General features: G+C 59.3%; 22 protein-coding genes. 11 read left to right on the top strand and 11 right to left on the bottom strand.

Translation table 11 applies throughout. The annotated features are described in order from the left end of the window. Positions 1–212: 212 nt before the first annotated feature. Genes astE through LOC22_RS19410 form a run of 5 tightly spaced genes read right to left on the bottom strand, consistent with a single transcriptional unit; the run spans position 213 to position 6,235 of the window. Positions 213–1,178: a succinylglutamate desuccinylase gene (gene astE, locus LOC22_RS19430; RefSeq protein WP_230239136.1), complete on the bottom strand. Its 966-nt coding sequence runs from the start codon at positions 1,176–1,178 to the stop codon at positions 213–215. Positions 1,179–1,187: 9 nt separating this feature from the next. After that, positions 1,188–2,513, bottom strand: a complete 1,326-nt coding sequence (gene astB, locus LOC22_RS19425) for an N-succinylarginine dihydrolase (protein ID WP_023303517.1) — start codon at positions 2,511–2,513, stop codon at positions 1,188–1,190. Further along, entirely contained in the window at positions 2,500–3,987 is a 1,488-nt protein-coding gene (gene astD / locus LOC22_RS19420) for a succinylglutamate-semialdehyde dehydrogenase (protein ID WP_230239135.1), read from the bottom strand. Before astD ends, astB begins: the two co-directional genes overlap by 14 nt. Beyond that, complete coding sequence (gene astA, locus LOC22_RS19415; protein ID WP_022650887.1) at positions 3,984–5,018, bottom strand: arginine N-succinyltransferase; 1,035 nt, start codon at positions 5,016–5,018, stop codon at positions 3,984–3,986. The genes astD and astA overlap by 4 nt, the downstream gene beginning before the upstream one ends. Continuing rightward, complete coding sequence (locus LOC22_RS19410) at positions 5,015–6,235, bottom strand: aspartate aminotransferase family protein (protein ID WP_230239134.1); 1,221 nt, start codon at positions 6,233–6,235, stop codon at positions 5,015–5,017. The genes astA and LOC22_RS19410 overlap by 4 nt, the downstream gene beginning before the upstream one ends. Before the next feature lie 433 nt (positions 6,236–6,668). On the opposite strand from LOC22_RS19410, the gene xthA reads away from it, so the two are divergent. From xthA to LOC22_RS19380, 6 genes are all read left to right on the top strand, one after another. Further along, positions 6,669–7,475: an exodeoxyribonuclease III gene (gene xthA / locus LOC22_RS19405; protein WP_230239133.1), complete on the top strand. Its 807-nt coding sequence runs from the start codon at positions 6,669–6,671 to the stop codon at positions 7,473–7,475. A 6-nt stretch (positions 7,476–7,481) separates the two neighbouring features. Next, positions 7,482–8,165, top strand: a complete 684-nt coding sequence (locus LOC22_RS19400; protein ID WP_032670970.1) for a TVP38/TMEM64 family protein — start codon at positions 7,482–7,484, stop codon at positions 8,163–8,165. A gap of 6 nt (positions 8,166–8,171) precedes the next feature. Then, positions 8,172–9,341 (top strand): ABC transporter substrate-binding protein, encoded by a 1,170-nt coding sequence (locus LOC22_RS19395; RefSeq protein WP_413464783.1) that lies wholly within the window; start codon positions 8,172–8,174, stop codon positions 9,339–9,341. Then, a complete protein-coding gene (locus tag LOC22_RS19390; protein ID WP_230239132.1) occupies positions 9,314–10,843 on the top strand; it encodes an ABC transporter permease subunit in 1,530 nt (509 codons plus the stop codon). Before LOC22_RS19395 ends, LOC22_RS19390 begins: the two co-directional genes overlap by 28 nt. Continuing rightward, the gene (locus LOC22_RS19385; RefSeq protein ID WP_126291201.1) at positions 10,843–11,463 is read left to right on the top strand and encodes an ATP-binding cassette domain-containing protein; all 621 of its coding nucleotides are present in this window, start codon (positions 10,843–10,845) and stop codon (positions 11,461–11,463) included. The genes LOC22_RS19390 and LOC22_RS19385 overlap by 1 nt, the downstream gene beginning before the upstream one ends. 73 nt (positions 11,464–11,536) lie before the next feature. Further along, positions 11,537–12,844: a sulfurtransferase gene (locus LOC22_RS19380; protein WP_023303512.1), complete on the top strand. Its 1,308-nt coding sequence runs from the start codon at positions 11,537–11,539 to the stop codon at positions 12,842–12,844. Here the strand turns inward: LOC22_RS19380 and LOC22_RS19375 are convergent. Further along, positions 12,841–13,458: a CDP-alcohol phosphatidyltransferase family protein gene (locus LOC22_RS19375; protein WP_230239131.1), complete on the bottom strand. Its 618-nt coding sequence runs from the start codon at positions 13,456–13,458 to the stop codon at positions 12,841–12,843. The genes LOC22_RS19380 and LOC22_RS19375 overlap by 4 nt on opposite strands. Then, positions 13,448–14,020 carry a carboxymuconolactone decarboxylase family protein gene (locus LOC22_RS19370; protein ID WP_023303511.1) on the bottom strand — a complete coding sequence of 191 codons (573 nt, stop codon included), beginning with the start codon at positions 14,018–14,020 and terminating at the stop codon, positions 13,448–13,450. Before LOC22_RS19370 ends, LOC22_RS19375 begins: the two co-directional genes overlap by 11 nt. A 75-nt stretch (positions 14,021–14,095) precedes the next feature. Between LOC22_RS19370 and LOC22_RS19365 the strand changes: the two genes are divergently transcribed. Then, entirely contained in the window at positions 14,096–14,512 is a 417-nt protein-coding gene (locus LOC22_RS19365) for a pyrimidine (deoxy)nucleoside triphosphate diphosphatase (RefSeq protein ID WP_017384679.1), read from the top strand. Here LOC22_RS19365 and LOC22_RS19360 read toward each other — a convergent pair. Continuing rightward, positions 14,472–14,744, bottom strand: coding sequence for a YnjH family protein (locus LOC22_RS19360; RefSeq protein WP_003857857.1), 273 nt, complete (start codon positions 14,742–14,744; stop codon positions 14,472–14,474). The genes LOC22_RS19365 and LOC22_RS19360 overlap by 41 nt on opposite strands. 225 nt (positions 14,745–14,969) lie before the next feature. Here LOC22_RS19360 and gdhA point away from each other — a divergent pair, with 225 nt between their 5' ends. Then, positions 14,970–16,313, top strand: a complete 1,344-nt coding sequence (gdhA, locus tag LOC22_RS19355; protein ID WP_015570765.1) for an NADP-specific glutamate dehydrogenase — start codon at positions 14,970–14,972, stop codon at positions 16,311–16,313. Positions 16,314–16,426: 113 nt separating this feature from the next. Here the strand turns inward: gdhA and LOC22_RS19350 are convergent, their stop codons facing one another. From LOC22_RS19350 to LOC22_RS19340, 3 genes are all read right to left on the bottom strand, one after another. After that, a complete protein-coding gene (locus LOC22_RS19350; RefSeq protein WP_063931385.1) occupies positions 16,427–18,349 on the bottom strand; it encodes a DNA topoisomerase III in 1,923 nt (640 codons plus the stop codon). A 4-nt stretch (positions 18,350–18,353) separates the two neighbouring features. Next, entirely contained in the window at positions 18,354–19,397 is a 1,044-nt protein-coding gene (gene selD, locus LOC22_RS19345; protein ID WP_045329661.1) for a selenide, water dikinase SelD, read from the bottom strand. 116 nt (positions 19,398–19,513) lie between these two features. Then, positions 19,514–20,065 (bottom strand): NAD(P)H nitroreductase, encoded by a 552-nt coding sequence (locus tag LOC22_RS19340; protein WP_045329659.1) that lies wholly within the window; start codon positions 20,063–20,065, stop codon positions 19,514–19,516. Between the two features lie 167 nt (positions 20,066–20,232). Between LOC22_RS19340 and sppA the strand changes: the two genes are divergently transcribed. The 3 genes from sppA (at position 20,233) to pncA (ending at position 23,819) form a co-directional block, all read left to right on the top strand. Next, complete coding sequence (gene sppA / locus LOC22_RS19335; protein ID WP_032653247.1) at positions 20,233–22,089, top strand: signal peptide peptidase SppA; 1,857 nt, start codon at positions 20,233–20,235, stop codon at positions 22,087–22,089. A 62-nt stretch (positions 22,090–22,151) separates the two neighbouring features. Next, positions 22,152–23,168, top strand: coding sequence for an asparaginase (ansA, locus tag LOC22_RS19330; RefSeq protein ID WP_023303507.1), 1,017 nt, complete (start codon positions 22,152–22,154; stop codon positions 23,166–23,168). A 9-nt stretch (positions 23,169–23,177) separates the two neighbouring features. Continuing rightward, positions 23,178–23,819, top strand: coding sequence for a bifunctional nicotinamidase/pyrazinamidase (pncA, locus tag LOC22_RS19325; protein ID WP_017384686.1), 642 nt, complete (start codon positions 23,178–23,180; stop codon positions 23,817–23,819). Positions 23,820–23,836: the final 17 nt, after the last annotated feature.

Here is a 23,836-nt window from a genome sequence, read left to right as displayed (position 1 = left end):
CGCCAATTGTGGAGAAATTAAGGAAAAAGCGTGGAGAGATGAAACAGAAATATTCAACAGGATGATTTTAAAGAGATTATGGAGAAGTATAGCGAAGTGCCGTTTAATAATAAAGCAATTCCCCAGGAATATTCCGCAAACAATACCAGAGCGCTTTTAACGCTAAGAAATTTATTCTTCATTTCCCCTCCGGTCTGCGCGAGGGGAGACGATCAGGGCATTTTTTCCAGCATCAGGCCAGCTCGCAAACCAAACGCGACCAACGGATTAGGAAATAAAACATATTCCGTGGATTTCTGTACCGCATAGCGCGTCTCACCATCTTCCGCCAGCAGGACGCCCTGGCGAAACGGCGTAAAGTTCAGCGTGTGGGGCGCCATATGTAGCTGGAAAGCCTCGCTTTGACGCGTGATCTGCTGCACGACCCGATAGCGCACAACGGGTTCCCGGGAGGGTTCCGGCGCAACCCCGGCGAGCAACGCCCGAAGCGCCTGATGCGTAGGGGCAAAACGCGTCAGGTCGTTTTGCCCGAACGGCAGCGCTTTTCCCAGCTCCAGGGTGCAGGATAACGCGCCAACATTCTCGCAGGTGAAGTGGGTAAACGTGCCGCCTGGCGTCTGGTGGAAAACCAGCGCCTCCAGCCCCGCGTCGCCAAGCCAGGTCAGAAACGCCTCATCCCACGGCTGATGACGCTGCGGTAACACGCCAAAACGCACGTGGTACGAGGCGCGAATGGCCGTATGCAGATCGAGGTGCCAGCGCGTTTCCCCCGCCCCGGCAAAAAACGCCGTGACCACCTTCTCCAGCCATTGCGCGCGTGTCGTCTCATCACTCTGTGGAAACTGCGCCCAGCGACCACCAAACATGCGGTTGATGTCGCTCACGAGATACCGTTTATTTTGCGCCAGCGCAGGCGGATTTCCCAGCACCACCAGCAGACGGCAGTGCAGCGTGATCTCTGCGCGAAACAGCGCGCGCAGCAAAAGATCGACAATCTCCACGGGCGCGGTTTCGTTTCCGTGAATGCCGGTCGAAAGCAGCAGCGACAGGTCATATTCCCCCGTCGGCGTCAGTTCAAGCACGCCCGGCCCCAGCCATCGCCAGTGGAACGAAGGGCCTTTCCCCTCGTGCCGCTCCGGTGTCTCTTCAGCCAGCGTCAGCGCCAGTAAGTTTTCCATATCGTCTCCTTAGCGCTGGAACGGATAAACCGATCCCAGTTGCAGGATTGTCGATAATGCATCCAGCGCCTCGCGGCCTTCGCGCAGCAGCTGCGGATCAACCAGATCGGCCTGAACCAGACGGTCGCGATAATAGCGGTCCACCCAGTCATTGAGGGTATTGAACAGCGTGTCGTTCATCATCACCGCCGGATTCACGGCCTGCATCTCCTCCGGCGTTAACACCACGCGCAGTCGCAGGCACGCCGGTCCCCCGCCGTTGGCCATACTTTCCCGCAGATCAAACACGCGCAGTTCATCAATCGGGTTATCCGCCTGCACCAGTTCGCTCAGATAGCGCCAGACGCCCTGATGGTTGCGGGACTCCTGCGGCAGCACCAGCATCATGCTGCCATCATCCCGGCTCAGCAGCTGGCTGTTGAACAGATACGTTTCGACCGCATCCTGCACGCTTACCGCCTGCGTGGGCACCTGAATCGGCATAAATCCCGGCACGCGTTCGCGCAGCGTGGCCAGCAACTTTTCCTGATGGGCAAACGCCTGCTCGTGGCAGAACAGCACCTGACGGTTGGAAACGGCAATGACGTCGTTATGAAACACGCCCTGGTCGATCACCTGCGGATTTTGCTGGGCAAAAATCACCTGAGAAGGATTAACCTGGTTCAGCCGCGCAACCGCCTGGCTTGCGGCTAAAGTTTGTCTCGCCGGATAACGAACCGGCGCGGCGTGGCCGCCCTCTTCCCGTCCATAGATAAACAGCTGCAAACCCGGCTCGCCATAGTCGCCGCCCAGACGGTTGTGGTTTGCCGCCCCTTCATCGCCAAACATCGCGACCTGCGGCAGCGCCGAATGTACCTCGAAATGCGCTTCATGATTAAAAATGGCGCGCAGCACGCGCCCGGTGGTCTCCGCTTCGCTGGCGCGGTGGAATTTGTTGTTCAGGTTAGCAACGGTCAGATGCACTTTGCCGTCCAGCGTATCCGCCGACGGCGCAACGGTGGCGGCATTCGCCACCCACATCGAGGAGGCTGAACTGGCCGCCGAAAGCAGGTGTGGCGTCTGCGTGCCTGCTTTTTCCACCACCTGTTCATCCGTACCGCTGAACCCCAGCTGGCGCAGCACGGCCACGTTTGGTCGCTCCTGAGGCGGGATCACCGCCTGCGGGAAACCGGCATCGGACAGCGCCTTCATTTTCAACAGACCCTGCTTCGCCGCCAGCTTCGGGTTCGAGACCTGGAAACGGTGCTTCGTCGAGGCTTCATTACCGAACGACAGCCCGGCATAGTGGTGCGTCAACCCCACGAGGCCGTCAAAGTTAACCTCACGCGCTTTCATGGGCGTCACCCTCTGTAAAATCCAGCCCCGGATTCAGCGTCTCCGGCAGCGTCAGCGCCGGGGTTTCCAGGCTTGCCATCGGCCACGCGCAGTAATCGGCGGCATACCAGGCGCTGGCGCGATGGTTGCCCGACGCCCCTACGCCACCAAACGGCGCGGTGCTCGCCGCACCGGTCAGCGGTTTGTTCCAGTTTACGATCCCGGCGCGCGCTTCCAGCAGCAGCTGTTCGAATTTCTCGCGATGCGGCGATATCAGGCCGCTCGACAGGCCGTAGCGGGTGTTGTTGGCCATCTCGATCGCCGACTCAAAATCGTCATAGCGCCAGACGCACAGCAGCGGGCCAAAGACCTCTTCATCCGGCACGTTGTTCGTCGCACTCATCTCAATAATCCCCGGCGTCAGCAGCGACGTGCCCGGCTGAACCAGCTTCGGCTCCAGCAGGGTTTTCGCCCCGTGCGCCACGTGCTCCTGCCACGCTTTCAGCACGTTCAGCGCCGCCTGCGCGGAGATCAGCCCGCCGATAAACGGCTGCGGCTCGGCATCCCATTTCGCGGGAACCAGACGCGCGCTCACCTCCACCAGACGCTTCAGGAACGCATCCCCCTGCGCGCCGCGTTTAACCAGCAGGCGGCGGGCGCAGGTACAGCGCTGTCCGGCGGTAATGAACGCCGACTGAATGGTCAGATGGACCGCGGCATCGATATCATCCGGATCTTCCACAATCAGCGGGTTGTTGCCGCCCATCTCCAGCGCCAGAATTTTTTCCGGCTGCCCCGCCAGCTGGCGATGCAGCTGATAGCCCGTTCCGGCACTGCCGGTGAACAGCAGACCGTCAATGTCGCTCAGCGCACTCAGCGCCTGACCTGTTTCACGCCCGCCCTGCACCAGATTCACCACCCCCGGCGGCAGCCCCGCCTGCTCCCAGAGTTTTATGACTGCTTCTCCGGTTAAGGGGGTTAACTCACTCGGCTTGAAGATGACGGTATTCCCCGCCAGCAGCGCAGGCACAATGTGCCCGTTCGGCAGATGTCCGGGGAAGTTATACGGGCCAAACACCGCCAGCACCCCGTGCGGACGGTGGCGCAGCGTGGCGGCGCCGTCTGGCATCTCGGTATGCTGCTCGCCGGTGCGGGTATGGTACGCCTTCACCGATATCGCAATTTTGTTGATCATCGCCGTGACTTCGGTTGTTGCCTCCCAGCGCGGCTTGCTGGTTTCGCAGGCAATGATGCGGGTCAGCTCGGCTTTATTGGCCTCCAGCAGCGCAGCAAATTTCTCAACCAGCGCCTGGCGCTCGGAGAATGGCCGTTTCGCCCATGCTGGAAACGCGCGCCGTGCAGCCTGGCAGGCCTGCTCAACCTGCCCGGCGCTGGCGTCGTTCCCCGACCAGAGCACCTCCTGGCCGACCGGGTTAGTTTTTGTCCGCGCGTCACCTTCGCCCGTTACCCAGTCACCGTTAATCCATAGAGTCATGCTGTTTTCTCCTCAGGGCAGAGTCGCACCAGGCGAACCGTGTCGCCAGCGTTACATTTCAGGGCATCCAGTTGCGCAGCCGTCAGTACCAGACGCTCGCATGATGGGTTGGTTCGCACCAGCATGGCGCGGAAGTTGGTGTAATTCTCGTTAGAGACCAGGCAGGCTGGCCACTCGCCCGGCGCGGGCTGGCCTTCTGAAACCTCAACCAGGCGGCTTTTACGGATGGCGCGAACGCGGTCAATGTCGCATTCCAGCGTCGGGCCGCCGTCGAAGATGTCGACGTAGTTACGGTAGCGAAATCCCTCTTTCTCCAGCACTGCGCGGGCCGGGGCGGTTTGCGGGTGAACTTCGCCGATCACCGCCTGCGCTTCAGGGGTTAAGAAATGGGTATAAATAGGATGCTTCGGCATCAGCTCGGCGATAAACGCCTTCTGACCGGTACCGCACAGGTAATCCGCCCGGCTAAATTCCATGGAGAAGAAGCGTTCGCCCAGACTCTCCCAGAACGGCGAGTAGCCCGTCTCATCAATCACGCCGCGCATCTCCGCGACCACTTTTTCGTTGAAGCGGTCGCGAAAGGCGGCCATAAACATAAAGCGCGATTTGGAGAGCAGATAACCGTTGCCCTCTTTGCGCCAGTCCGGATCGAGAAACAGGGTGCAGAGTTCGCTGGCGCCGGTATGGTCATTACAGAGGAAGAGCGTCGGCAGCGCGTTGTAAACGTTCAGCTCTTTCGAGGCGTGGACCATCGTGCCGACGCGGTAGTTGTACCACGGATCGTTAAGCCCGACGGCCACCTCGATGGCGCAAATCCCCGCCACGGTTCCCGTGTCGGTATCTTCCAGCACGAACACATAGCCCTGTTCGCTTTTTGGCAACGTCCCCTGCCAGGTTTGCAGGGCGCGCTCAATGCGCGCCGACAGCGTTTTTTCATCGGCAGGCAGCGAGGTTAGCCCGCCCCCTGTCTTACCGGCAAGCTGCATAAGCCCGGCGAGATCGCCGTGCGCAACGGGACGGATGACCATCATGATGACACCCCGGACTTCACCTGTTCGCAGGCCAGCGCAAAACGATCTAAGCCAGTTCTGACCTCTTCCTCGCTGACGATCAGCGCAGGGGCAAACCGCACCACGTTAGCACCGGCAATCAGCACCATTACGCCCTGCTTTGCCGCTTCCTGTGAAATCAGCTTCGCTTTGCCGGCAAACTCAGGGGCAAGTTCACAGCCTATTAACAGCCCCAGACCGCGGATCTCTTTGAACAAGCCGGTCTGGTTATTGATGGCAGTAAGGCGCTCAACAAACCACTGGTGACGCTGCTTCACGCCGTTCAGCACCTCAGGGGTGTTGATGATATCCAGCACCTGTCCGGCGACAGCGGTTGCCAGCGGGTTGCCGCCGTATGTGGTGCCATGGGTGCCCACGGTCATCACGCTGGCGAATTTATCGGTGGTCAGCATCGCCCCCACCGGGAAACCGCCGCCGAGCGCTTTGGCTGTTGAGAGCACATCCGGGGTCACGCCATAGTGCATGTAGGCGTACAGCTCACCCGTGCGGCCCACGCCGGTCTGGACTTCGTCAAAAATCAGGACCGCGTTATGCCGATCGCACAGCTCGCGCAGCCCTTGCAGGAACGCTTTCTGGGCGGGCATGACGCCGCCTTCCCCCTGCATGGGCTCGACAATCACCGCACAGGTGGTGTCGTCAATCAGCTCGCTGGCAGAGTGTAAATCGTTATACGCCACATGCCGGATATCCGGCGGCAGCGGCGCAAAATCCTGAGAATATGAGGGCTGACCACCCGCGCTGACGGTAAACAGCGTGCGGCCATGGAAGGCATTTTTAAAGGCTACGATGCCGCTCTTGTGCGCGCCGAATTTATCGTGCGCATATTTGCGCGCCAGCTTCAGCGCCGCTTCGTTCGCTTCCGCGCCGGAGTTACAGAAAAAGACTTTTTCTGCGAAAGTGGCGTCGATCAGCTTCTTCGCCAGACGCAATGCCGGTTCGTTGGTATAACCGTTGCCGGTATGCCAGAATTTCGCCGCCTGGTCATTCAGCGCCTGCCGCAGCGCTGGGTTTGCATGCCCCAGCGCATTCACCGCAATCCCACCCGCAAAGTCGATATACTCTTTGCCCTGCTGATCCCACAGGCGAGAGCCTTCCCCACGTACCGGAATAAAAGCCGCCGGAGCGTATACCGGCATCATCCATTCATCGAAATTTTCACGCGTAACTGACAGAGACATAGCGACCTCACCCGGTAAATAAAAGGTTGTTTAAATGTTAAATAATTGAGTGTTTGCACTGTGAATGTAGATTGCAGCGTTCGTGCCAGCCAGCGATAAAAATGCATAAACGGGTTGGGGTAACAGAATATCAATGAGTTACAATATGGAGTTATTCACTGTTAATGCATAAATAGTGAATATTTTTACGACAAGCGGCGCTTTGCCGCATGAAAACAAGAAAGAGTATGCAGAGGCCAAATATAATTCTGGAATTGTGATCGCTCGCGAAATTTATCGGTCCTTTATGCCCTGTTCGAGGGCAAAACGCGCCGAAATGGTGCAAATATTGCACCGTCGGCATTATCTGTCGCAGTAATTGGGCGAAGCGGATAACAGACGACGTAAATTCTGCTACCATCCTTGCACTATTCACCTTGCATTGGCAGCGACTATGAAATTTGTCTCTTTTAATATCAACGGCCTGCGTGCCCGCCCTCACCAGCTTGAAGCGATTGTTGAGCAACATCGGCCAGATGTGATCGGCTTGCAGGAGACAAAAGTTCACGACGATATGTTCCCGCTCGAAGAGGTAGCGAAGCTGGGCTATAACGTTTTTTACCACGGTCAGAAAGGCCACTACGGCGTTGCGCTGCTGACCAAAGATACGCCGGTGTCGGTGCGTCGTGGCTTCCCGGGTGACGATGAAGAGGCGCAACGCCGCATCATCATGGCGGAAATTCCTTCCGCGCTCGGCAATGTGACCGTCATCAACGGCTATTTCCCGCAGGGTGAAAGCCGCGATCATGAAACCAAATTCCCGGCCAAAGCGAAGTTTTATCAGGATCTGCAAAACTACCTGACAACCGAACTCAAAAAAGAAAACCCGGTGCTGATCATGGGCGACATGAATATCAGCCCGACGGATCTGGATATCGGTATTGGCGAAGAGAACCGTAAGCGCTGGCTGCGCACCGGCAAATGCTCTTTCCTGCCGGAGGAGCGCGAGTGGATGGAGCGCCTGCTGGGTTGGGGGCTGGTGGATACTTTCCGCACGGCTAACCCGGCGACGCAGGATCGCTTCTCGTGGTTTGACTATCGCTCTAAAGGCTTCGATGACAACCGGGGCCTGCGCATTGATCTGCTGCTGGCGAGCGCCCCCCTGGCCGAACGCTGCATCGAAACCGGTATCGACTATGATATCCGCAGCATGGAAAAACCGTCCGACCATGCGCCGGTATGGGCAACGTTCAAGCTGTAACCTTCAGTGAATATTAAAAAAATCAGTCTCCTGTGCGCCCTTCTGGGCGCATTTGTTTTGACCGTTGTTTTGCTTCCTCCAGGCATGCTCTCCCTCGACACGCTAAAAATGCACCAGCAAACGTTGCTCGATCGTGTGGAGCAGGCGCCTCTTCAGAGCGCGCTGATCTATTTTGCGGTTTACGTTCTGCTCTCCGCGCTGTCGATCCCCGGAGCCGCGCTTCTGACGCTGCTCGGCGGGGCGCTTTTCAGCCTGTGGGAGGCGACGCTGTTGGTGTCATTTGCCTCGACGCTCGGCGCCACGCTTGCCATGCTCGTTAGCCGTTATCTGCTGCGCGACTGGGTGCAACGGCGCTTTGCCGCACAGATGAGCACGATAGATGCGGGGATGGATCGCGACGGCGCACGCTACCTTTTTGCCCTGCGCCTGATGCCGTTGTTCCCGTTCTTTCTGGTTAATTTGCTGATGGGGCTAACCCGTCTCAGGGTGCGTCACTACTGGTGGGTCAGCCAGCTTGCAATGCTACCTGCCACCGTCATTTATCTGAACGCCGGACGCGAGCTGGGGAAACTCACCTCGCTGCGCGATATTCTGTCGCCGGGACTGCTGTTCGCCTTTACACTATTAGGGTTATTACCGCTGGTCACTCGCTGGCTGTTTTCCCGTTACATCCCTTCGATTAAAAAGTGAGGCATTATGCGCCGGGTGCGTTTTTGCGCGTTTCTGACGAATCTGCTGCTGGCAACCTCTGCCTTCGCCGCAGAGAGCTGGCAATCCATTCAGCAACAGGCCACCGGGCAGACCGTCTGGTTTAACGCCTGGGGCGGTGACGAGGCCGTTAACCGCTACCTCGACTGGGTAAGCGGCGAGATGAAAACGCACTACGCCATCAACCTGAAGATCGTTCATCTGGCCGATGCCGCCGACGCGGTGAAGCGGATCCAGACGGAACAGGCCGCAGGACGCAGCAGTAACGGGTCGGTGGATCTGCTCTGGGTAAACGGGGAAAACTTCCGCAACCTGAAAGCGGCAAACCTGCTGCTCACCGGCTGGGCGCAAACCCTGCCCAACTGGCGCCACGTCGATACCCGTAAACCGGTAACGGAAGATTTTGCCATCCCGACCGATGGGGCAGAATCCCCGTGGGGCGGCGCGCAATTGACCTTTATCGCCCGTAAAGCGAGTACGCCGACACCACCGGCAGATCCCCACGCGCTGCTGGTATACGCCCGACAGCACCCTGGCAAGGTGAGCTATCCGCGACCGCCGGATTTTACCGGCACGGCGTTTCTTGAGCAGCTACTGCTGGCGCTGACCGCTCATCCGGAGGCGTTAAAAAACGCGCCAGACAGAACCTTTGCGCAGGTCACCGCGCCGCTGTGGGATTACCTTGATACGCTGCACCCCCTGCTGTGGCGCGAAGGGAACGATTTTCCTCCGTCGCCTGCGCGCATGGATACGCTGCTGGCCAGCGGCAGCCTGAACCTGTCGCTCACCTTTAACCCCGCCCATGCGATGCAAAAGGTGGCGAGCGGTGAACCGCCTGCCGACAGCTACAGTTTCGGCTTTCTCAAAGGCATGATCGGCAACGTCCATTTTGTCGCTATCCCGGCAAACGCCAGCGCGAGCGCAGGCGCGAAGGTGGTGGCGAATTTCCTGCTGTCACCGCAGGCGCAGATCCGCAAAGCTAATCCTGCCGTCTGGGGTGACCCGAGCGTGCTGGATGGCGAAAAACTGCCTGCGAAAGCGGCAAAACAGCTTCGCGCCTTTACCCCCTCAGGCACGCCTGATGTACTTCCCGAACCTCACGCCGCCTGGGTTAACGCCCTGGAGCAGGAATGGCTTCGCCGCTACGGAACCCGCTAAGCGGGCTGGTCTGGGCGGCAATGGCGGTCATCTATCTGCCACTGCTTCCCGCCAGCGGCATGCTGCTGGCCCCGGCGTTTTCTCCCGGCAACTGGGCGACGCTGTTTGCCGACCCGCAGCTGCCGCAGGCGCTGGCCGCCACGCTGGTTTCCACGCTTATCGCGACGCTGGGCTCACTGTTTATCGCCCTGACCCTGCTTGCGCTTCTCTGGCCGGGTGAAGGCTGGCAGCGCCTGAGCACCCGTCTGCCGTGGCTGTTAGCCGTGCCGCACGTCGCCTTCTCCACCAGCGCGCTGCTGCTGTTTGCGGAAGGCGGCCAGTTTTACCGGATCTGTACGGTCTGTTCGCCGCAGCTTGACCGCTACGGTATCGGGCTTGGCCTGACGCTTGCGGTCAAAGAGAGCGCGTTCGTTCTGTGGGCAATCTACGCCGCGCTGCCTGAAAAGCGTCTCGCACAGCAGAAAATCGTCCTGCATACCTTCGGCTACGGACGAATGCAGGCGCTCAACTGGCTCGTCCTCCCGGCAATCGCCCCCGCGCTGGGCGCAGTCATGCTGGCGGTGCTGGCCTGGTCGCTTTCCGTGGTGGATGCGGCGATCGTGCTCGGGCCAGGCAACCCGCCTACGCTGGCGGTACTGGCCTGGCAGTGGCTCGCCCAGGGCGATGCACAACAGCAAACAAAGGGAACGCTGCTGTGTCTGGTGTTGCTCCTGCTGCTGGCGGCGCTTGCCGCGGTGGGATACGGCTTCTGGACGGCATGGCGGCGCGCCCAGCGTGACCCCTCCGGAGTTCGTCGCGCTTCGCATACTGCGCTGCCCGCACGGACGCTGGGCGGGTTACTGCCGCTGTGCGGCGTGCTCTGTGCGCTGGTTCTGCTGATGCTGGCACGCCGGGACGACATCGGCCCCGTCAGCGACAGCCTTTCACTGGGACTGCTGTCCAGCCTGACAGCGCTGGCCATCCTCATGCTCTGGCTTGAGTGGGGACCCCAGCGCGCCGCGGTGTGGGTCTGGCTGCCGCTCGCCCTCCCGGCGCTGCCCCTCGTGTCCGGGCAATATGCCGTGGCGCTGTGGCTGGGCATCGACGGCCAGTACGCTGCGGTGCTCTGGAGCCATATGCTCTGGGTTCTCCCGTGGATGCTCCTGGTGCTGCAACCGGCCTGGCGCAGGCTCGATCCCCGGCTTATCCTCACCGCCAGAACGCTGGGCTGGCGACAGGCGAAAATTTTCTGGTTGGTGAAATGCCCCCTGATGATTCGACCGGCCCTGCTGGCCTTTGCCACCGGCTTTTCCGTGAGCATGGCCCAGTACATGCCGACCCTCTGGCTGGGAGCGGGACGTTTCACCACCCTGACGACGGAGGCGGTCGCCCTCAGCAGCGGCGGCAGCATTCCGATCCTCGCCAGCCGGGCGCTGTGTCTGTTGCTGTTGACCAGCAGCGTATTTGCCCTTGCCGCGCTGCTCTCCCGGCTCGTGGGCCGTCACAGACAAGGATTACGTTAATGCTGAACGTGAAAAATCTCACCATTGCCCCACTCTTACATGAGGTCAACTTCCGCGTCCCGGCGGGGGAGATTGTCACGCTGATGGGGCCCTCCGGGAGCGGGAAATCGACCCTTTTCGCCTGGATGGTGGGGGCGTTATCCGCTGATTTTAAGGCGCACGGCGAGATATGGCTGAACGATCGCCGCTGCGATATGCTCCCCGTGGAAACGCGCGGGATCGGCATTCTGTTTCAGGATGCCCTGCTGTTTGACGCCTTCAGCGTGGGGCAAAACCTGATGCTGGCGCTGCCGGCGCACATCGTCGGGCGCGCCCGCCGCAACGCGGTAGAACAGGCCCTGGACACTGCCGGGCTGGCAAACCACTACGCCAGCGATCCGGCGACCCTTTCCGGCGGCGAGCGCGCCCGGGTCAGCCTGTTGCGCGCTCTTCTCGCCCAGCCGCAGGCATTGCTGCTCGACGAGCCGTTCAGTCGACTGGATAAAACGCTGCGCGCCTCATTCCGGGCGTGGGTATTCGAGGTTACTCGCCAGCGCAGGATCCCGGTGGTGCTGGTCACGCATGATGAGGACGATATTCCGCCCGGCGGCGAGGTGATTGAGATTTCTCGCTGGCAATAATGTGCTAACGCAATGTTTTTGGCTTCAGGAGAGACGACAATGCCCCCCTCTTTTAATGACGTCAGGTTTTTCGATGAAACGTGTTTCTCAACTGACCGCGCTGGCCCTGATCTGCGGCCTCGCCTCACTCTCCTCCACGGCGGCTGATATGCCCCACTCCCTCACGCTGGACCAGCTCCAGGCGCAAAACGGCGCGGTAATTGATACGCGCGTCAGTGCGTTCTATAACGGCTGGCCGCAGACCCTGAGCGGAACGTCCGGGCATGAACCCGCCGCGCTTAATCTCTCTGCCAGCTGGCTTGGGGCAATGAGCGATGAACAGCTCAGCGGCTGGGCAAAACAACATCGGCTTACGCCAGACATGCCGGTCGCGCTCTATGGCAACGATGATGACAACCAGACCGTCAAAGCGCGGCTGGAGAAAGCGGGCTTTACCCACGTCTCCACCCTGAGCGATGCCCTGCAACAATCCGACCGTCTGCAACGTCTGGCACATTTCGAACAGCTGGTTTATCCGCAGTGGATCCGCCAGTTGCAGCAGGGCAAACCCGTTACCGCCGCACCAGCCGGAGAATGGAAGGTGATCGAGGCTGGCTGGGGTGCGCCGAAGCTTTATCTCCTGAGCCACATTCCCGGTGCGGGCTATATCGACACCAATGAAGTGGAAAGCGAACCGCTGTGGAATAAGGTCTCTGACGAAAAGCTGAAAGCGATGCTGGCGAAGCACGGGATCCGTCACGATACCACCGTCATTCTGTACGGTCGCGACGTGTATGCCGCCGCGCGCGTGGCGCAGATCATGCTCTACGCGGGCGTGAAGGATGTGCGAATTCTGGATGGCGGCTGGAAGGCGTGGTCCGACGCCAGCCTGCCCGTTGAGCGCGGAACGCCTGCAAAGGTGAAGCCAGCCCCTGATTTTGGCGCGCCGATCCCGAGCCAGCCCCGGCTGATGGTGGATATGGAGCAGGCCCGGGGAATGCTGCACCGTCAGGACGCCTCGCTGGTGAGCATTCGTTCCTGGCCAGAGTTTATCGGTGAAACCAGCGGCTACAGCTATATCAAGCCAAAAGGTGAGATTGCCGGTGCGCGCTGGGGCCATGCGGGCAGCGACGCGACCCACATGGAAGATTTCCACAATCCGGATGGCACCATGCGCAGCGCCGATGATATTGCCGCCATGTGGAAAACATGGAATATCCTGCCGGAGCAGCACGTTGCGTTTTACTGTGGTACCGGCTGGCGCGCGTCTGAAGCCTTTATGTACGCCCGCGCGATGGGCTGGCAGAACGTTGCCGTCTACGACGGCGGCTGGTACGAATGGAGCAGCCATCCGCAGAACCCGGTCTCCACCGGGGAGCGCGGACCGGAAAGCGCACGCTAGCGGGGAAGTGATTTCAGCGTGATATAACCGCTCCAGATGCGCGTTGTGGTGGTCAGCCAGCACAACGCGCCAAATGTCCAGGCAAACAGCGCGAAATGCGCCGGAAACAGGCAGCACAGCACAAACAGCGCGATGGTCTCCGTTCCTTCCGTTAATCCTCCAATGTAATAAAGCGACTTGTGCGCATAGCCGGGATTGTCGATATCATGCTTCCCCGCCAGCGCGGCAAAGGCCAGGAAGCTGCTGCCCGTCCCCATAAACGCGAACAGCAGCCAGGCGGCGGCGATCGCGTTATCAGCCGGAGCGGCCAGCGCAAAGCCAAACGGCACCAGGGCGTAGAACAGGAAGTCGAGGGTGATATCAAGAAATCCTCCCGCGTCCGTCAGGCCACGGCGACGCGCCAGCGCGCCGTCCAGACCATCCAGCAGCCGGTTCAGCACAATGGCGAGCAGCGCCGCCGGATACCAGCCCAGCGCCAGAAACGGTAACGCCAGCACGCCAATCGCAAACCCGGCGAGCGTTAAGCCATCAGGCGTGATAAACGGTTTATCCAGCGTGGCGGCCAGCTGATTTAACCCGGGTTTCAGTCGGGGGTGCAGATGTTTATCCAGCATGCGGTTTACCTTTAAACTTGGCGCACAGCCCCTGAGCCGGGATATCCAGCGCGGCGTTAAAGCGGGCGGAAAGATTCTGAAAGGCAATCAGAGCCGTCATTTCGGTGATGGTCTCTTCCGTAAAGTGGCGCTTCAGCAGACTTTTGATATTTTCATCCACCTGAGGTGGCGTGGCGGTGACCGCTTCCGCATAGGCCAGCGCCGCGCGCTCCTCTTCGCTGAACAGGGTGGAATTTTGCCAGTCGCTGACGGCCTGCACTTTATCCAGCGCCCCGCTCCGCTCGGCCAGACGCAGGCTGTTGGCATCAATACAAAATGCGCAGTGGCAGATCTGCGAGACCCGCGTCATTAGTAGCGATCGCAGAACCGGCGTCAAACGCGCCTTGCGCCGCTCCAGATAGCCGACAAACAGCGCCACCAGCCAGAAAAGACGCGGCATGCGCCCCCACCAGCGCGTGGGGTTCAGCACCGCGCCGAAGTGTTTTTTCTGCATGGCGGCGATGGGGCTGAGGCTGACGGGAAGGGTTTCCATGGGCGCAACCCAGGCGGATGTCTCTTTCACCTGATTCTCCTGATGACTGGACTCTTTGGAAGGGCACGATAATATGTCGTTTTTCGCTATTAATTATTGACGAACATGCTGAAAACACTCGATGTGGTTGCGGCCATCCTCGAAAAAGAGGGCAAGATTTTGCTGGCGCAGCGTCCCGAACATGCCGATCAGCCAGGAATGTGGGAATTTGCGGGAGGGAAGGTTGAAGCCGGTGAGACCCAGCCGGAAGCGCTGATCCGCGAACTGCGCGAAGAACTCGGCATTGAAGCCGTGCCCGCGCGGTATGTGGCAAGCCACCAGCGGGAGGTGTCGCAGCGGCTGATTCACCTCCACGCCTGGCATGTGCCTGAATTTAGCGGTCAGCTGAAGGCGCATTATCACTCGGCGCTGGTATGGTGCACGCCAGAAGACGCGTTCACGTATGCTTTAGCCCCGGCGGATATACCGCTGCTGGAAGCGTTTATTCTTTTACGCGACGCCAGACCAGCGGATTTGTACTGAGGGTGCGTTCATCACGCTGGCACTGCAACAGCACGCCATCTGCCCTGACTACTGCGCCTTCGGAATAGTTTTGATCCTGATAGATACAGCACTGATTACACGGCTGCGCACGCTGGCCGCCAGCGCTAAAAACCTCTGGCGGCACGTTGACCTCGACATCCGGGCGAATGCGGTCAGCCTGTGCCCCGGCGGACACCATCAAACATAACGCGGCCATTGCGTAACGGTTCATAGACTTTATTTCCTTTGCATCGTTTATATCTATAACGGTCGATCCGGACGGGATCTTTAATTTATCTCGTCATCGCTTTTGGTTATGATGCGCGCCCTGTCATTAATTTCCCTTGCGGCATAAATTTCTGCTTGCCTCTCAAAGCGGTGCGGGTGGTATAGTCAAAAAAACGACACAAAACATCTACGCCACACGCATAAATTATTATAAGAGGTTCTTATATCTATGGATCAGACACGCTCTCTGGAAAGCTTTCTTGCCCATGTTCAGCAGCGCGACCCGCACCAAAGCGAGTTTGCCCAGGCCGTTCGTGAAGTCATGACCACCCTGTGGCCCTTCCTTGAGGAAAATCCGCGTTACCGTCAGATGGCGCTGCTTGAACGTCTGGTAGAGCCGGAGCGCGTCATCCAGTTCCGCGTGGCGTGGGTGGACGACCGCAATCAGGTGCAGGTCAACCGCGCGTGGCGCGTGCAGTTTAACTCCGCCATTGGGCCGTTTAAGGGCGGGATGCGCTTCCACCCCTCGGTGAACCTGTCGATTCTGAAATTCCTCGGCTTCGAGCAGACCTTTAAAAATGCGCTCACTACCCTGCCGATGGGCGGCGGTAAAGGCGGGAGTGATTTCGATCCGAAAGGCAAGAGCGAAGGCGAAGTGATGCGCTTCTGCCAGGCGCTGGTCACTGAGCTCTATCGCCACCTTGGGCCGGACACCGACGTTCCTGCCGGGGATATCGGCGTGGGGGGGCGTGAAGTGGGCTTTATGGCCGGGATGATGAAAAAGCTCTCCAACAACAGCGCCTGCGTCTTTACCGGCAAAGGTCTGTCGTTTGGCGGTAGCCTGATTCGCCCGGAAGCGACGGGTTATGGTCTGGTCTATTTCACCGAAGCGATGCTTAAGCGTCACGGGCTGAGCTTCGAGGGAATGCGCGTGGCGGTCTCCGGCTCCGGCAACGTGGCGCAGTACGCTATCGAGAAAGCGATGGCGTTTGGCGCGCGCGTGGTGACCGCCTCCGACTCCAGCGGTACCGTGGTGGATGAAGCTGGCTTTACGGCAGAAAAACTGGCGCGTCTGTGCGAAATCAAAGCCAGCCGTGACGGTCGGGTAGCGGATTATGCCCGTGAATTTGGCCTGACCTATCTGGAAGGTAAACAGCCGTGGGGCGTGCCGGTGGATATCGCCCTGCCGTGCGCGACGCAAAACGAACTGGACGTGGATGCCGCCCGGACGCTGATTAGCAATGGCGTGAAAGCGGTAGCGGAAGGGGCAAATATGCCCACCACTATTGAAGCGACCGACCTGTTCCTGGACGCGGGCGTGCTGTTTGCGCCAGGCAAGGCGGCGAACGCTGGCGGCGTGGCAACATCCGGTCTGGAAATGGCGCAAAACGCCGCGAGAATGGGCTGGAAGGCAGAGAAAGTGGATGCCCGTCTGCACCACATCATGCTCGATATTCATCACGCCTGCGTGGAGTACGGCGGCGAGGCCTCGCAAACTAACTACGTGCGCGGGGCGAATATCGCCGGGTTCGTGAAGGTAGCCGATGCGATGATCGGACAGGGTGTGATTTAGTTTCGCTGCATTCTCGCCCTTGTAGGCCCGGTAAGCGTTAGCGCAACCGGGCTTTTTTCAGGCCGCAGAGGGGCTTTCGCCGGGTGGCGGCTTCGCCTTACCCGGCCTACGGTTTAAGCGGTTGTATTTTTGGCTGCGCTTTTCTTCTTTTTGAACGGTTTCTTCGCCCCGCCGCCCGGGGCGACCATTCCCCGGAATCGCTTCACTGGCGTACTGCGCGCCTGGTCAATCAGCTGATAAAGCGTCCCTACCAGCGGCTGCATAAAGTCCTGATAACGGCACTGCTTTTCGCTGATCTGCGTCAGCACCGACTCCCAGTGCGCGGTCATGTCCGGTCTGGCCGCCAGTTCAGGGAGGGAGTGGATGAGCGCCCGTCCCGGCTCTGTTGAGTGGATGTAACGCCCCTTCTTCTCAAGGAAACCACGCCTGAACAGTAATTCGATAATTCCCGCGCGGGTCGCCTCCGTACCCAGACCGTCGGTGGCGCGCAGGATCTTCTTCAGATCTTTATCCTGCACAAAGCGGGCGATGCCGGTCATGGCCGACAGCAGCGTCGCGTCGGTGAAATGGCGCGGCGGCTGGGTTTGTCGTTCAACCACTTCGCCCTTCTCGCACAGCAGTTCGTCGCCTTTGGCCACGACCGGCAGCGGCGTGCCGTCGTTCTCTTCGTCACGTTCTTTGTTGCCGAGCAGCGTGCGCCAGCCCGCTTCCGCGAGGAAACGCGCTTTGGCGATAAATTTGCCTTTGGCAATCTCCAGTTCAATAACGCACTTGCGGAACACCGCGTCCGGGCAGAACTGCATCAGATACTGACGTGCGATCAGGTTATAGACCTTTGCTTCGTTGTCGGTCAGGTTGACGTTGCTGGTGCGCGCCGTCGGGATTATCGCGTGGTGGGCATCGACTTTTTTATCGTCCCAGCAGCGGTTATGGGTATCCGGGTTTACCGCCGGTTGCGGCAACAGATCCGGCGCATGGACGCCAATGGCATTCATCACCGAGTGGCGTCCGGCGAAGTGTTCTTCCGGCAGATAGCGGCTGTCCGAACGCGGATAGGTGATCAGTTTGTGGGTTTCGTAGAGCTTCTGGCAGATATCGAGCACGTTCTGCGCGCTAAGACCAAAGCGCTTAGCCGCCTCAATCTGCAACGCCGAAAGGGAGAACGGCAGCGGTGCGGGCTCCGTTTCCCGTTTGTCGTTATAGCTGGTGACGATTGCGGGCTGGCCGGTAATGCGGTTGACCACGTGCTCCGCCAGCGGGCGATGCAGCAGCCGTCCCTCTTCGTCCTGATATGACTCACAGGCATCGCTTGGCTGCCAGACGGCGGTAAAGCGTTCGTCTTTCGGCGTGACGATATGCGCTTTGACTTCGAAGAAGTCTTTGGCGACGAAATTTTCGATCTCTTCGTCGCGACGCACCACCAGCCCCAGCACCGGTGTCTGGACACGACCGACGGAGAGTACGCCCTGATAACCCGCGTTGCGCCCGAGAATGGTGTAGGCGCGGGTCATGTTGATCCCGTACAGCCAGTCCGCACGGGCACGCGCCAGCGCGGAGACACACAGGGGAATAAATTCGCTGTTGGCGCGCAGGCGTGAAATGGCCCGCTCTACCGCCTGAGGGTTGAGGTCGTTGATCAGGCAGCGCTGCACCTGCTGGCGCTTTTCCGGCGCCAGCTCCAGGTAGTCCAGCACTTCATCGACCAGCAGTTGCCCTTCCCTGTCCGGGTCACCCGCGTGGACCACTTCCGTCGCCTCATGCAGGAAGCGCTTAATGACGTTGAGCTGTTTGGTGACGGAAGGACGCGGTTGGAGACGCCACTTTTCCGGCACAATCGGCAGATCGTTGAGATTCCAGCGGGCGTAGCGGCTGTCGTAGACATCCGGCTGCGCCTGTTCAAGCAGGTGACCGATACACCAGGTGACCACCTGCCCGTTACCGCATTCGATAAAGCCGTCGCCTTTGCGATGCGGCCTGGGCAGCACATCGGCGATGGCACGCGCCAGACTCGGCTTTTCGGCAATAAACAACCGCATCGAATTAACGGATCTCAATCATCGGGCGACCACCGCGGGCGGTCACCAGCTCACCAATGGCCGTCAGGGTGATGCCAAACTCGGCAGCCGTCGCCTGAACGTCAGCTTCAGCTTCCGGCGTCACCGCCAGCAGCAGGCCGCCGGAGGTTTGCGGATCGCACAGCAGGTTACGCCACGCTTCCGGCATTTCGCCCATTAAATGGCCGTAGCTGGCGAAGTTGCGCTGCGTCCCGCCCGGCACTGCGCCCTGAGCAATGTACTCTTCCACGCCCGGCAGCTTCGGCACATCCTGATACCAGACCTGCGCCTGCACGCCCGCGCCCTGACAGACTTCAGAGAGGTGCCCCAGCAGACCAAAACCGGTCACGTCGGTCATGGCCTTCACGCCGTCGATATTGGCGAATGCCGCACCGGCGAGGTTCATCTGGCACATCACTTCCGTTGCCAGACCGATATGCTCGGGCTTCAGCAGGGATTTCTTCTCGGCAGTGGTCAGTATGCCAATGCCCAGCGGCTTAGTGAGGAACAGCTTGCAGCCCGCCTGCGCGGTGCTGTTGCGCTTCACGCGCTCGGTCGGCACCACGCCGGTGACGGCCAGGCCGAAGATCGGCTCCGGCGCATCGATAGAGTGCCCACCGGCCAGGGCAATACCCGCCTGCTGGCAGGCAAAGCGTCCGCCTTCGATCACGTCGCGGGCAATCTCCGGCGGGAGGGTGTTAATCGGCCAGCCCAGAATGGCGATCGCCATAATCGGTTTACCGCCCATCGCAAAGATATCGCTGATGGCGTTGGTGGCCGCAATGCGCCCGAAGTCGAACGGGTTGTCGACAATCGGCATAAAGAAGTCAGTGGTGCTGATAATGCTGGTGCCGTTACCCAGGTCATAAACCGCTGCATCGTCACGCGTTTCGTTACCGACAAGCAGGTTCGGGTCGACAAACTTCGCCTGCTCACTGTGCAGGATGGTCTCCAGCACTTTCGGGGAAATTTTACAACCGCAACCGGCTCCGTGGCTGTATTGCGTTAAACGAATGGTTTGCTCGCTCATGGACGTCTCCTGTCATCTCAATCGCGCTATGGTAGCGCTCATTCCATAAAGAGGTAAGTATGACTGTCTGAATTCTGCGGCGGATGCTCAGAATCCAGACAGTTTAGCGCGGGTGATTAAAAACGGCTGACGAAAGGCGTAGTGTCCGGCACGCTAATGGTGCTGGAAGCTTTAAGCTGCGGGGTGCCGAGATAGAGGAAGCCGACAATTTTATCCTGTTCGCCGCAGGAGAAACCTTCCCGCACGGCGGCGCTCCCGGTCAGCGGCCCGGTACGCCAGATGCCGTTAAAGCCCTGCGCGACGGCGGCCATCTGCATTGCCATTACCGCGCAACCGGCAGACATCTCCTGCTCCCAGACCGGCACTTTATGATCGGCCTGACATTTTGCGACTACCGCGATGATCATCGGCGCACGGAACGGCGCGTTGCGGGCTTTATCAATCCCCTTCTCATCCTGGCCTGCGGCAACAGCCCCCTGCTCCAGCAGCTGGCTGAAGCGGTTGCGCCCTTCGCCTTCAATGATAAAGAAGTGCCACGGCTGCAATGTGCCATGGTCCGGCGCACGCATTCCGGCACGCAGAATGTTTTCCAGCTGCTCGCCGACGGGTGCCGGTTCGGCCAGGCGGGAAGCGCTACGACGGTTAACAAGCAGTTCAAGTGCGTCCATTGGTTAACTCCTTTCATGAAATTTACTCACAAAATTAACACGACAGCAGAATTTGTTACAGCGTGGCAGGCGATTCCTGCTGACAAGTGGCGGTTGGGTCATTACGATAACCGCACATTACCGTCCCGTGGCGACGGAAACAGTCCTTTTCTGGTTAGGGAGAATACATGCGAACCCTTTGGCGAATCTTTGCCGGTTTCTTTAAATGGACGTGGCGACTGCTCAACTTCGTCCGCAACCTGGTGATGAACATCTTCTTCATCTTCCTGGTCCTGGTATGCGCAGGTATCTGGATGCATATCAGCAATGCAAACCAGTCGCAGCATTCGACGCGCGGCGCGCTGTTACTCGATATCACCGGGGTGATTGTTGATAAGCCATCGACCAGCAACCGTCTGGGCGTGATTGGTCGCCAGCTGTTCGGCGCAACGTCAGACCGTCTTCAGGAAAACTCCCTGTTTGATATTGTCGACACCATCCGTCAGGCTAAAGACGATCGTAACATTACCGGTATCGTGCTGGACCTGAAAGATTTTGCCGGCGCCGATCAGCCGTCAATGCAGTACATCGGTAAGGCGCTGCGCGAATTCCGCGACAGCGGTAAACCGGTTATTGCCATTGGCGACAGCTACACCCAGGGACAATATTATCTGGCGAGTTTTGCCAATAAGATCTGGCTTTCGCCACAGGGCACGGTCGATCTGCATGGCTTCGCCACTAACGGTCTGTACTACAAATCGCTGCTCGATAAGCTGAAGGTCACTACCCACGTCTTCCGCGTCGGGACCTATAAATCCGCCGTGGAGCCGTTTATCCGCGATGATATGTCCCCTGCCGCCCGTGAAGCGGACAGCCGCTGGATTGGCGAGCTGTGGCAGAACTACCTCGGCACCATTGCCGCTAACCGTCAGATTACCGCTGAGCAGGTCTTCCCGGGCGCGCGCGGCGTGCTGGACGGCCTGCGCAAGGTGGACGGCGATACAGCGAAATACGCGCTTGATAACAAACTGGTCGATCAGCTGGGTTCCAGCGCTGAAATTGAAAAAGCGCTGACCAAACAGTTCGGCTGGAGTAAAGAGGATAAAAACTACAGCGCCATCAGCATGTATGACTACGCCGCGAAAAAGCCGGACGACAGCGGTGACAGCATCGCCGTGGTGTTTGCTAACGGGGCCATTATGGACGGCGAAGAAACGCCGGGGAACGTCGGCGGGGACACCACCGCGTCGCAGATCCGCGATGCGCGCCTGGATCCGAAAGTGAAGGCGATTGTCCTGCGGGTGAACAGCCCTGGCGGCAGCGTCAGCGCCTCTGAAGTGATCCGTGCTGAACTGGCCGCCGCGCGCGCCGCAGGCAAGCCGGTAGTGGTCTCGATGGGCGGCATGGCGGCTTCCGGGGGATACTGGATCTCGACGCCAGCCAACTACATTGTGGCTAACCCAAGCACGCTGACCGGCTCGATTGGCATCTTCGGCGTGATCAACACCGTAGAGAACAGCCTGGATTATCTCGGCGTCCACACCGACGGCGTCTCCACCTCGCCGCTGGCGGACGTGTCCGTTACCAAATCCCTGCCGCCTGAAGTGTCTGAGATGATGCAGCTCAGCATTGAGAGTGGCTATAAACGTTTCATCACGCTTGTTGCGGACTCCCGTAAAAAGACGCCCGATCAGATTGACCAGATCGCTCAGGGCCACGTCTGGACCGGCCAGGACGCGAAGAGCAACGGCCTGGTAGACAGCCTGGGTGACTTCGACGACGCCGTGAAGAAAGCGGCGGAGCTGGCGAAGCTCAAGCAGTGGCACGTGGACTATTATCAGGACGAACCAACGTTCTTCGATATGGTCATGGACAGCATGTCCGGCTCCGTTCGTGCCATGCTGCCGGACGCGCTTCAGGCTTATCTGCCGGCGCCGGTGGCGACCGCGGCGAAAGCCATGAAAGCGGAGAGCGACAAGCTTGCAGCCTTTAATGATCCACAAAGCCGCTACGCGTTTTGCCTGACCTGTGCGAACGTGCGTTAAAAACCGTCCCCTCTTCCCGTGAAGAGGGGATTTTTTCTTTTGAAGAACAAGAACTCATTACCATGCAGAAGAAATCAATTTATGTCGCCTATACCGGCGGTACCATCGGTATGCAGCGCTCAGAAAATGGCTATATCCCGGTTTCCGGCCACTTGCAGCGCCAGCTGGCGCTGATGCCTGAATTCCACCGTCCGGAAATGCCTGACTTTACCATCCACGAATATGAGCCGCTGATGGACTCCTCCGACATGACGCCGGAAGACTGGCAGCATATTGCGGACGATATTAAAGCCCATTACGACCAGTACGACGGCTTCGTGATCCTGCACGGCACCGACACCATGGCGTTCACCGCCTCGGCGCTCTCCTTCATGCTGGAGAACCTGAGCAAGCCCGTCATCGTGACCGGCTCGCAGATCCCGCTGGCGGAACTGCGTTCAGACGGGCAGATCAACCTGCTTAACTCCCTGTACGTGGCCGCTAATTACCCGATCAACGAGGTAACGCTGTTCTTCAACAACCGGCTGTACCGCGGGAACCGTACCACTAAAGCGCACGCCGATGGCTTTGACGCTTTTGCCTCACCTAACCTGCAACCGCTGCTGGAAGCGGGGATCCATATCCGTCGTCTGGGCACGCCGCCCGCACCAAATACCGCAGGCGAACTGATCGTTCACCCGATCACCCCGCAGCCGATCGGCGTGGTGACGATTTATCCGGGTATTTCCGCCGACGTGGTGCGCAACTTCCTGCGCCAGCCGGTAAAGGCGCTAATACTGCGCTCCTATGGTGTGGGTAACGCCCCGCAGAACGGTGAATTCCTGAAAGAGCTTCAGGAGGCGAGCGATCGCGGGATTGTGGTGGTCAACCTCACCCAGTGTATGTCCGGCAAAGTCAATATGGGCGGCTACGCCACCGGTAATGCCCTGGCGCACGCTGGCGTGATCAGTGGTTTCGATATGACCGTTGAGGCAACGCTGACTAAACTTCACTATTTACTGAGTCAGGATCTGGATATTGATTCCATTCGCCGCGCCATGATGCAAAACCTGCGCGGTGAACTGACGCCGGACGAATAAGGAGGTCCCATGAAGCAACGCGCCCTGTTACTGGTCGATTTGCAAAATGATTTCTGTGCGGGCGGTGCGCTGGCCGTCGCGGAAGGTGACAGCACCGTAGACGTCGCGAATTCGCTGATTGAGTGGTGTAAAGCTCGTGGTGAAGCGGTGGTGGCGAGTCAGGACTGGCATCCGGCAAACCACGGCAGCTTTGCCAGCCAGCACAACGTTGAGCCTTACAGCCAGGGCGAACTGGACGGGCTGGCGCAAACCTTCTGGCCCGATCACTGCGTGCAGCAGACGGAAGGCGCTGAGCTGCATCCGCTGCTGAACCAGAAGGCCATCGACGCGGTGTTCCACAAAGGTGAAAACCCAACCATCGACAGCTACAGCGCGTTCTTTGATAACGGTCATCGTCAGAAGACGGCGCTGGACGCGTGGTTGCGCCACCATGAGATCACCGAGCTGATTGTGCTGGGCCTGGCGACGGATTACTGCGTGAAGTTCACCGTGCTGGATGCGCTCCAGTTGGGCTATACCGTGAATGTCATCACCGACGGCTGTCGCGGGGTAAATATTCAGCCGCATGACAGCGCTCAGGCGTTTATGGATATGGCCGCAGAAGGCGCAACGCTGTATACGCTGGCTGACTGGATGGAGACGCAGGCGTAAGCTTTTTAGCCGGGTGA

Source organism: Enterobacter sp. AN-K1, from assembly GCF_020971765.1.
Taxonomy (GTDB): domain Bacteria; phylum Pseudomonadota; class Gammaproteobacteria; order Enterobacterales; family Enterobacteriaceae; genus Enterobacter; species Enterobacter hormaechei_C.
This window is presented reverse-complemented; position numbering and strand designations above follow the sequence as displayed.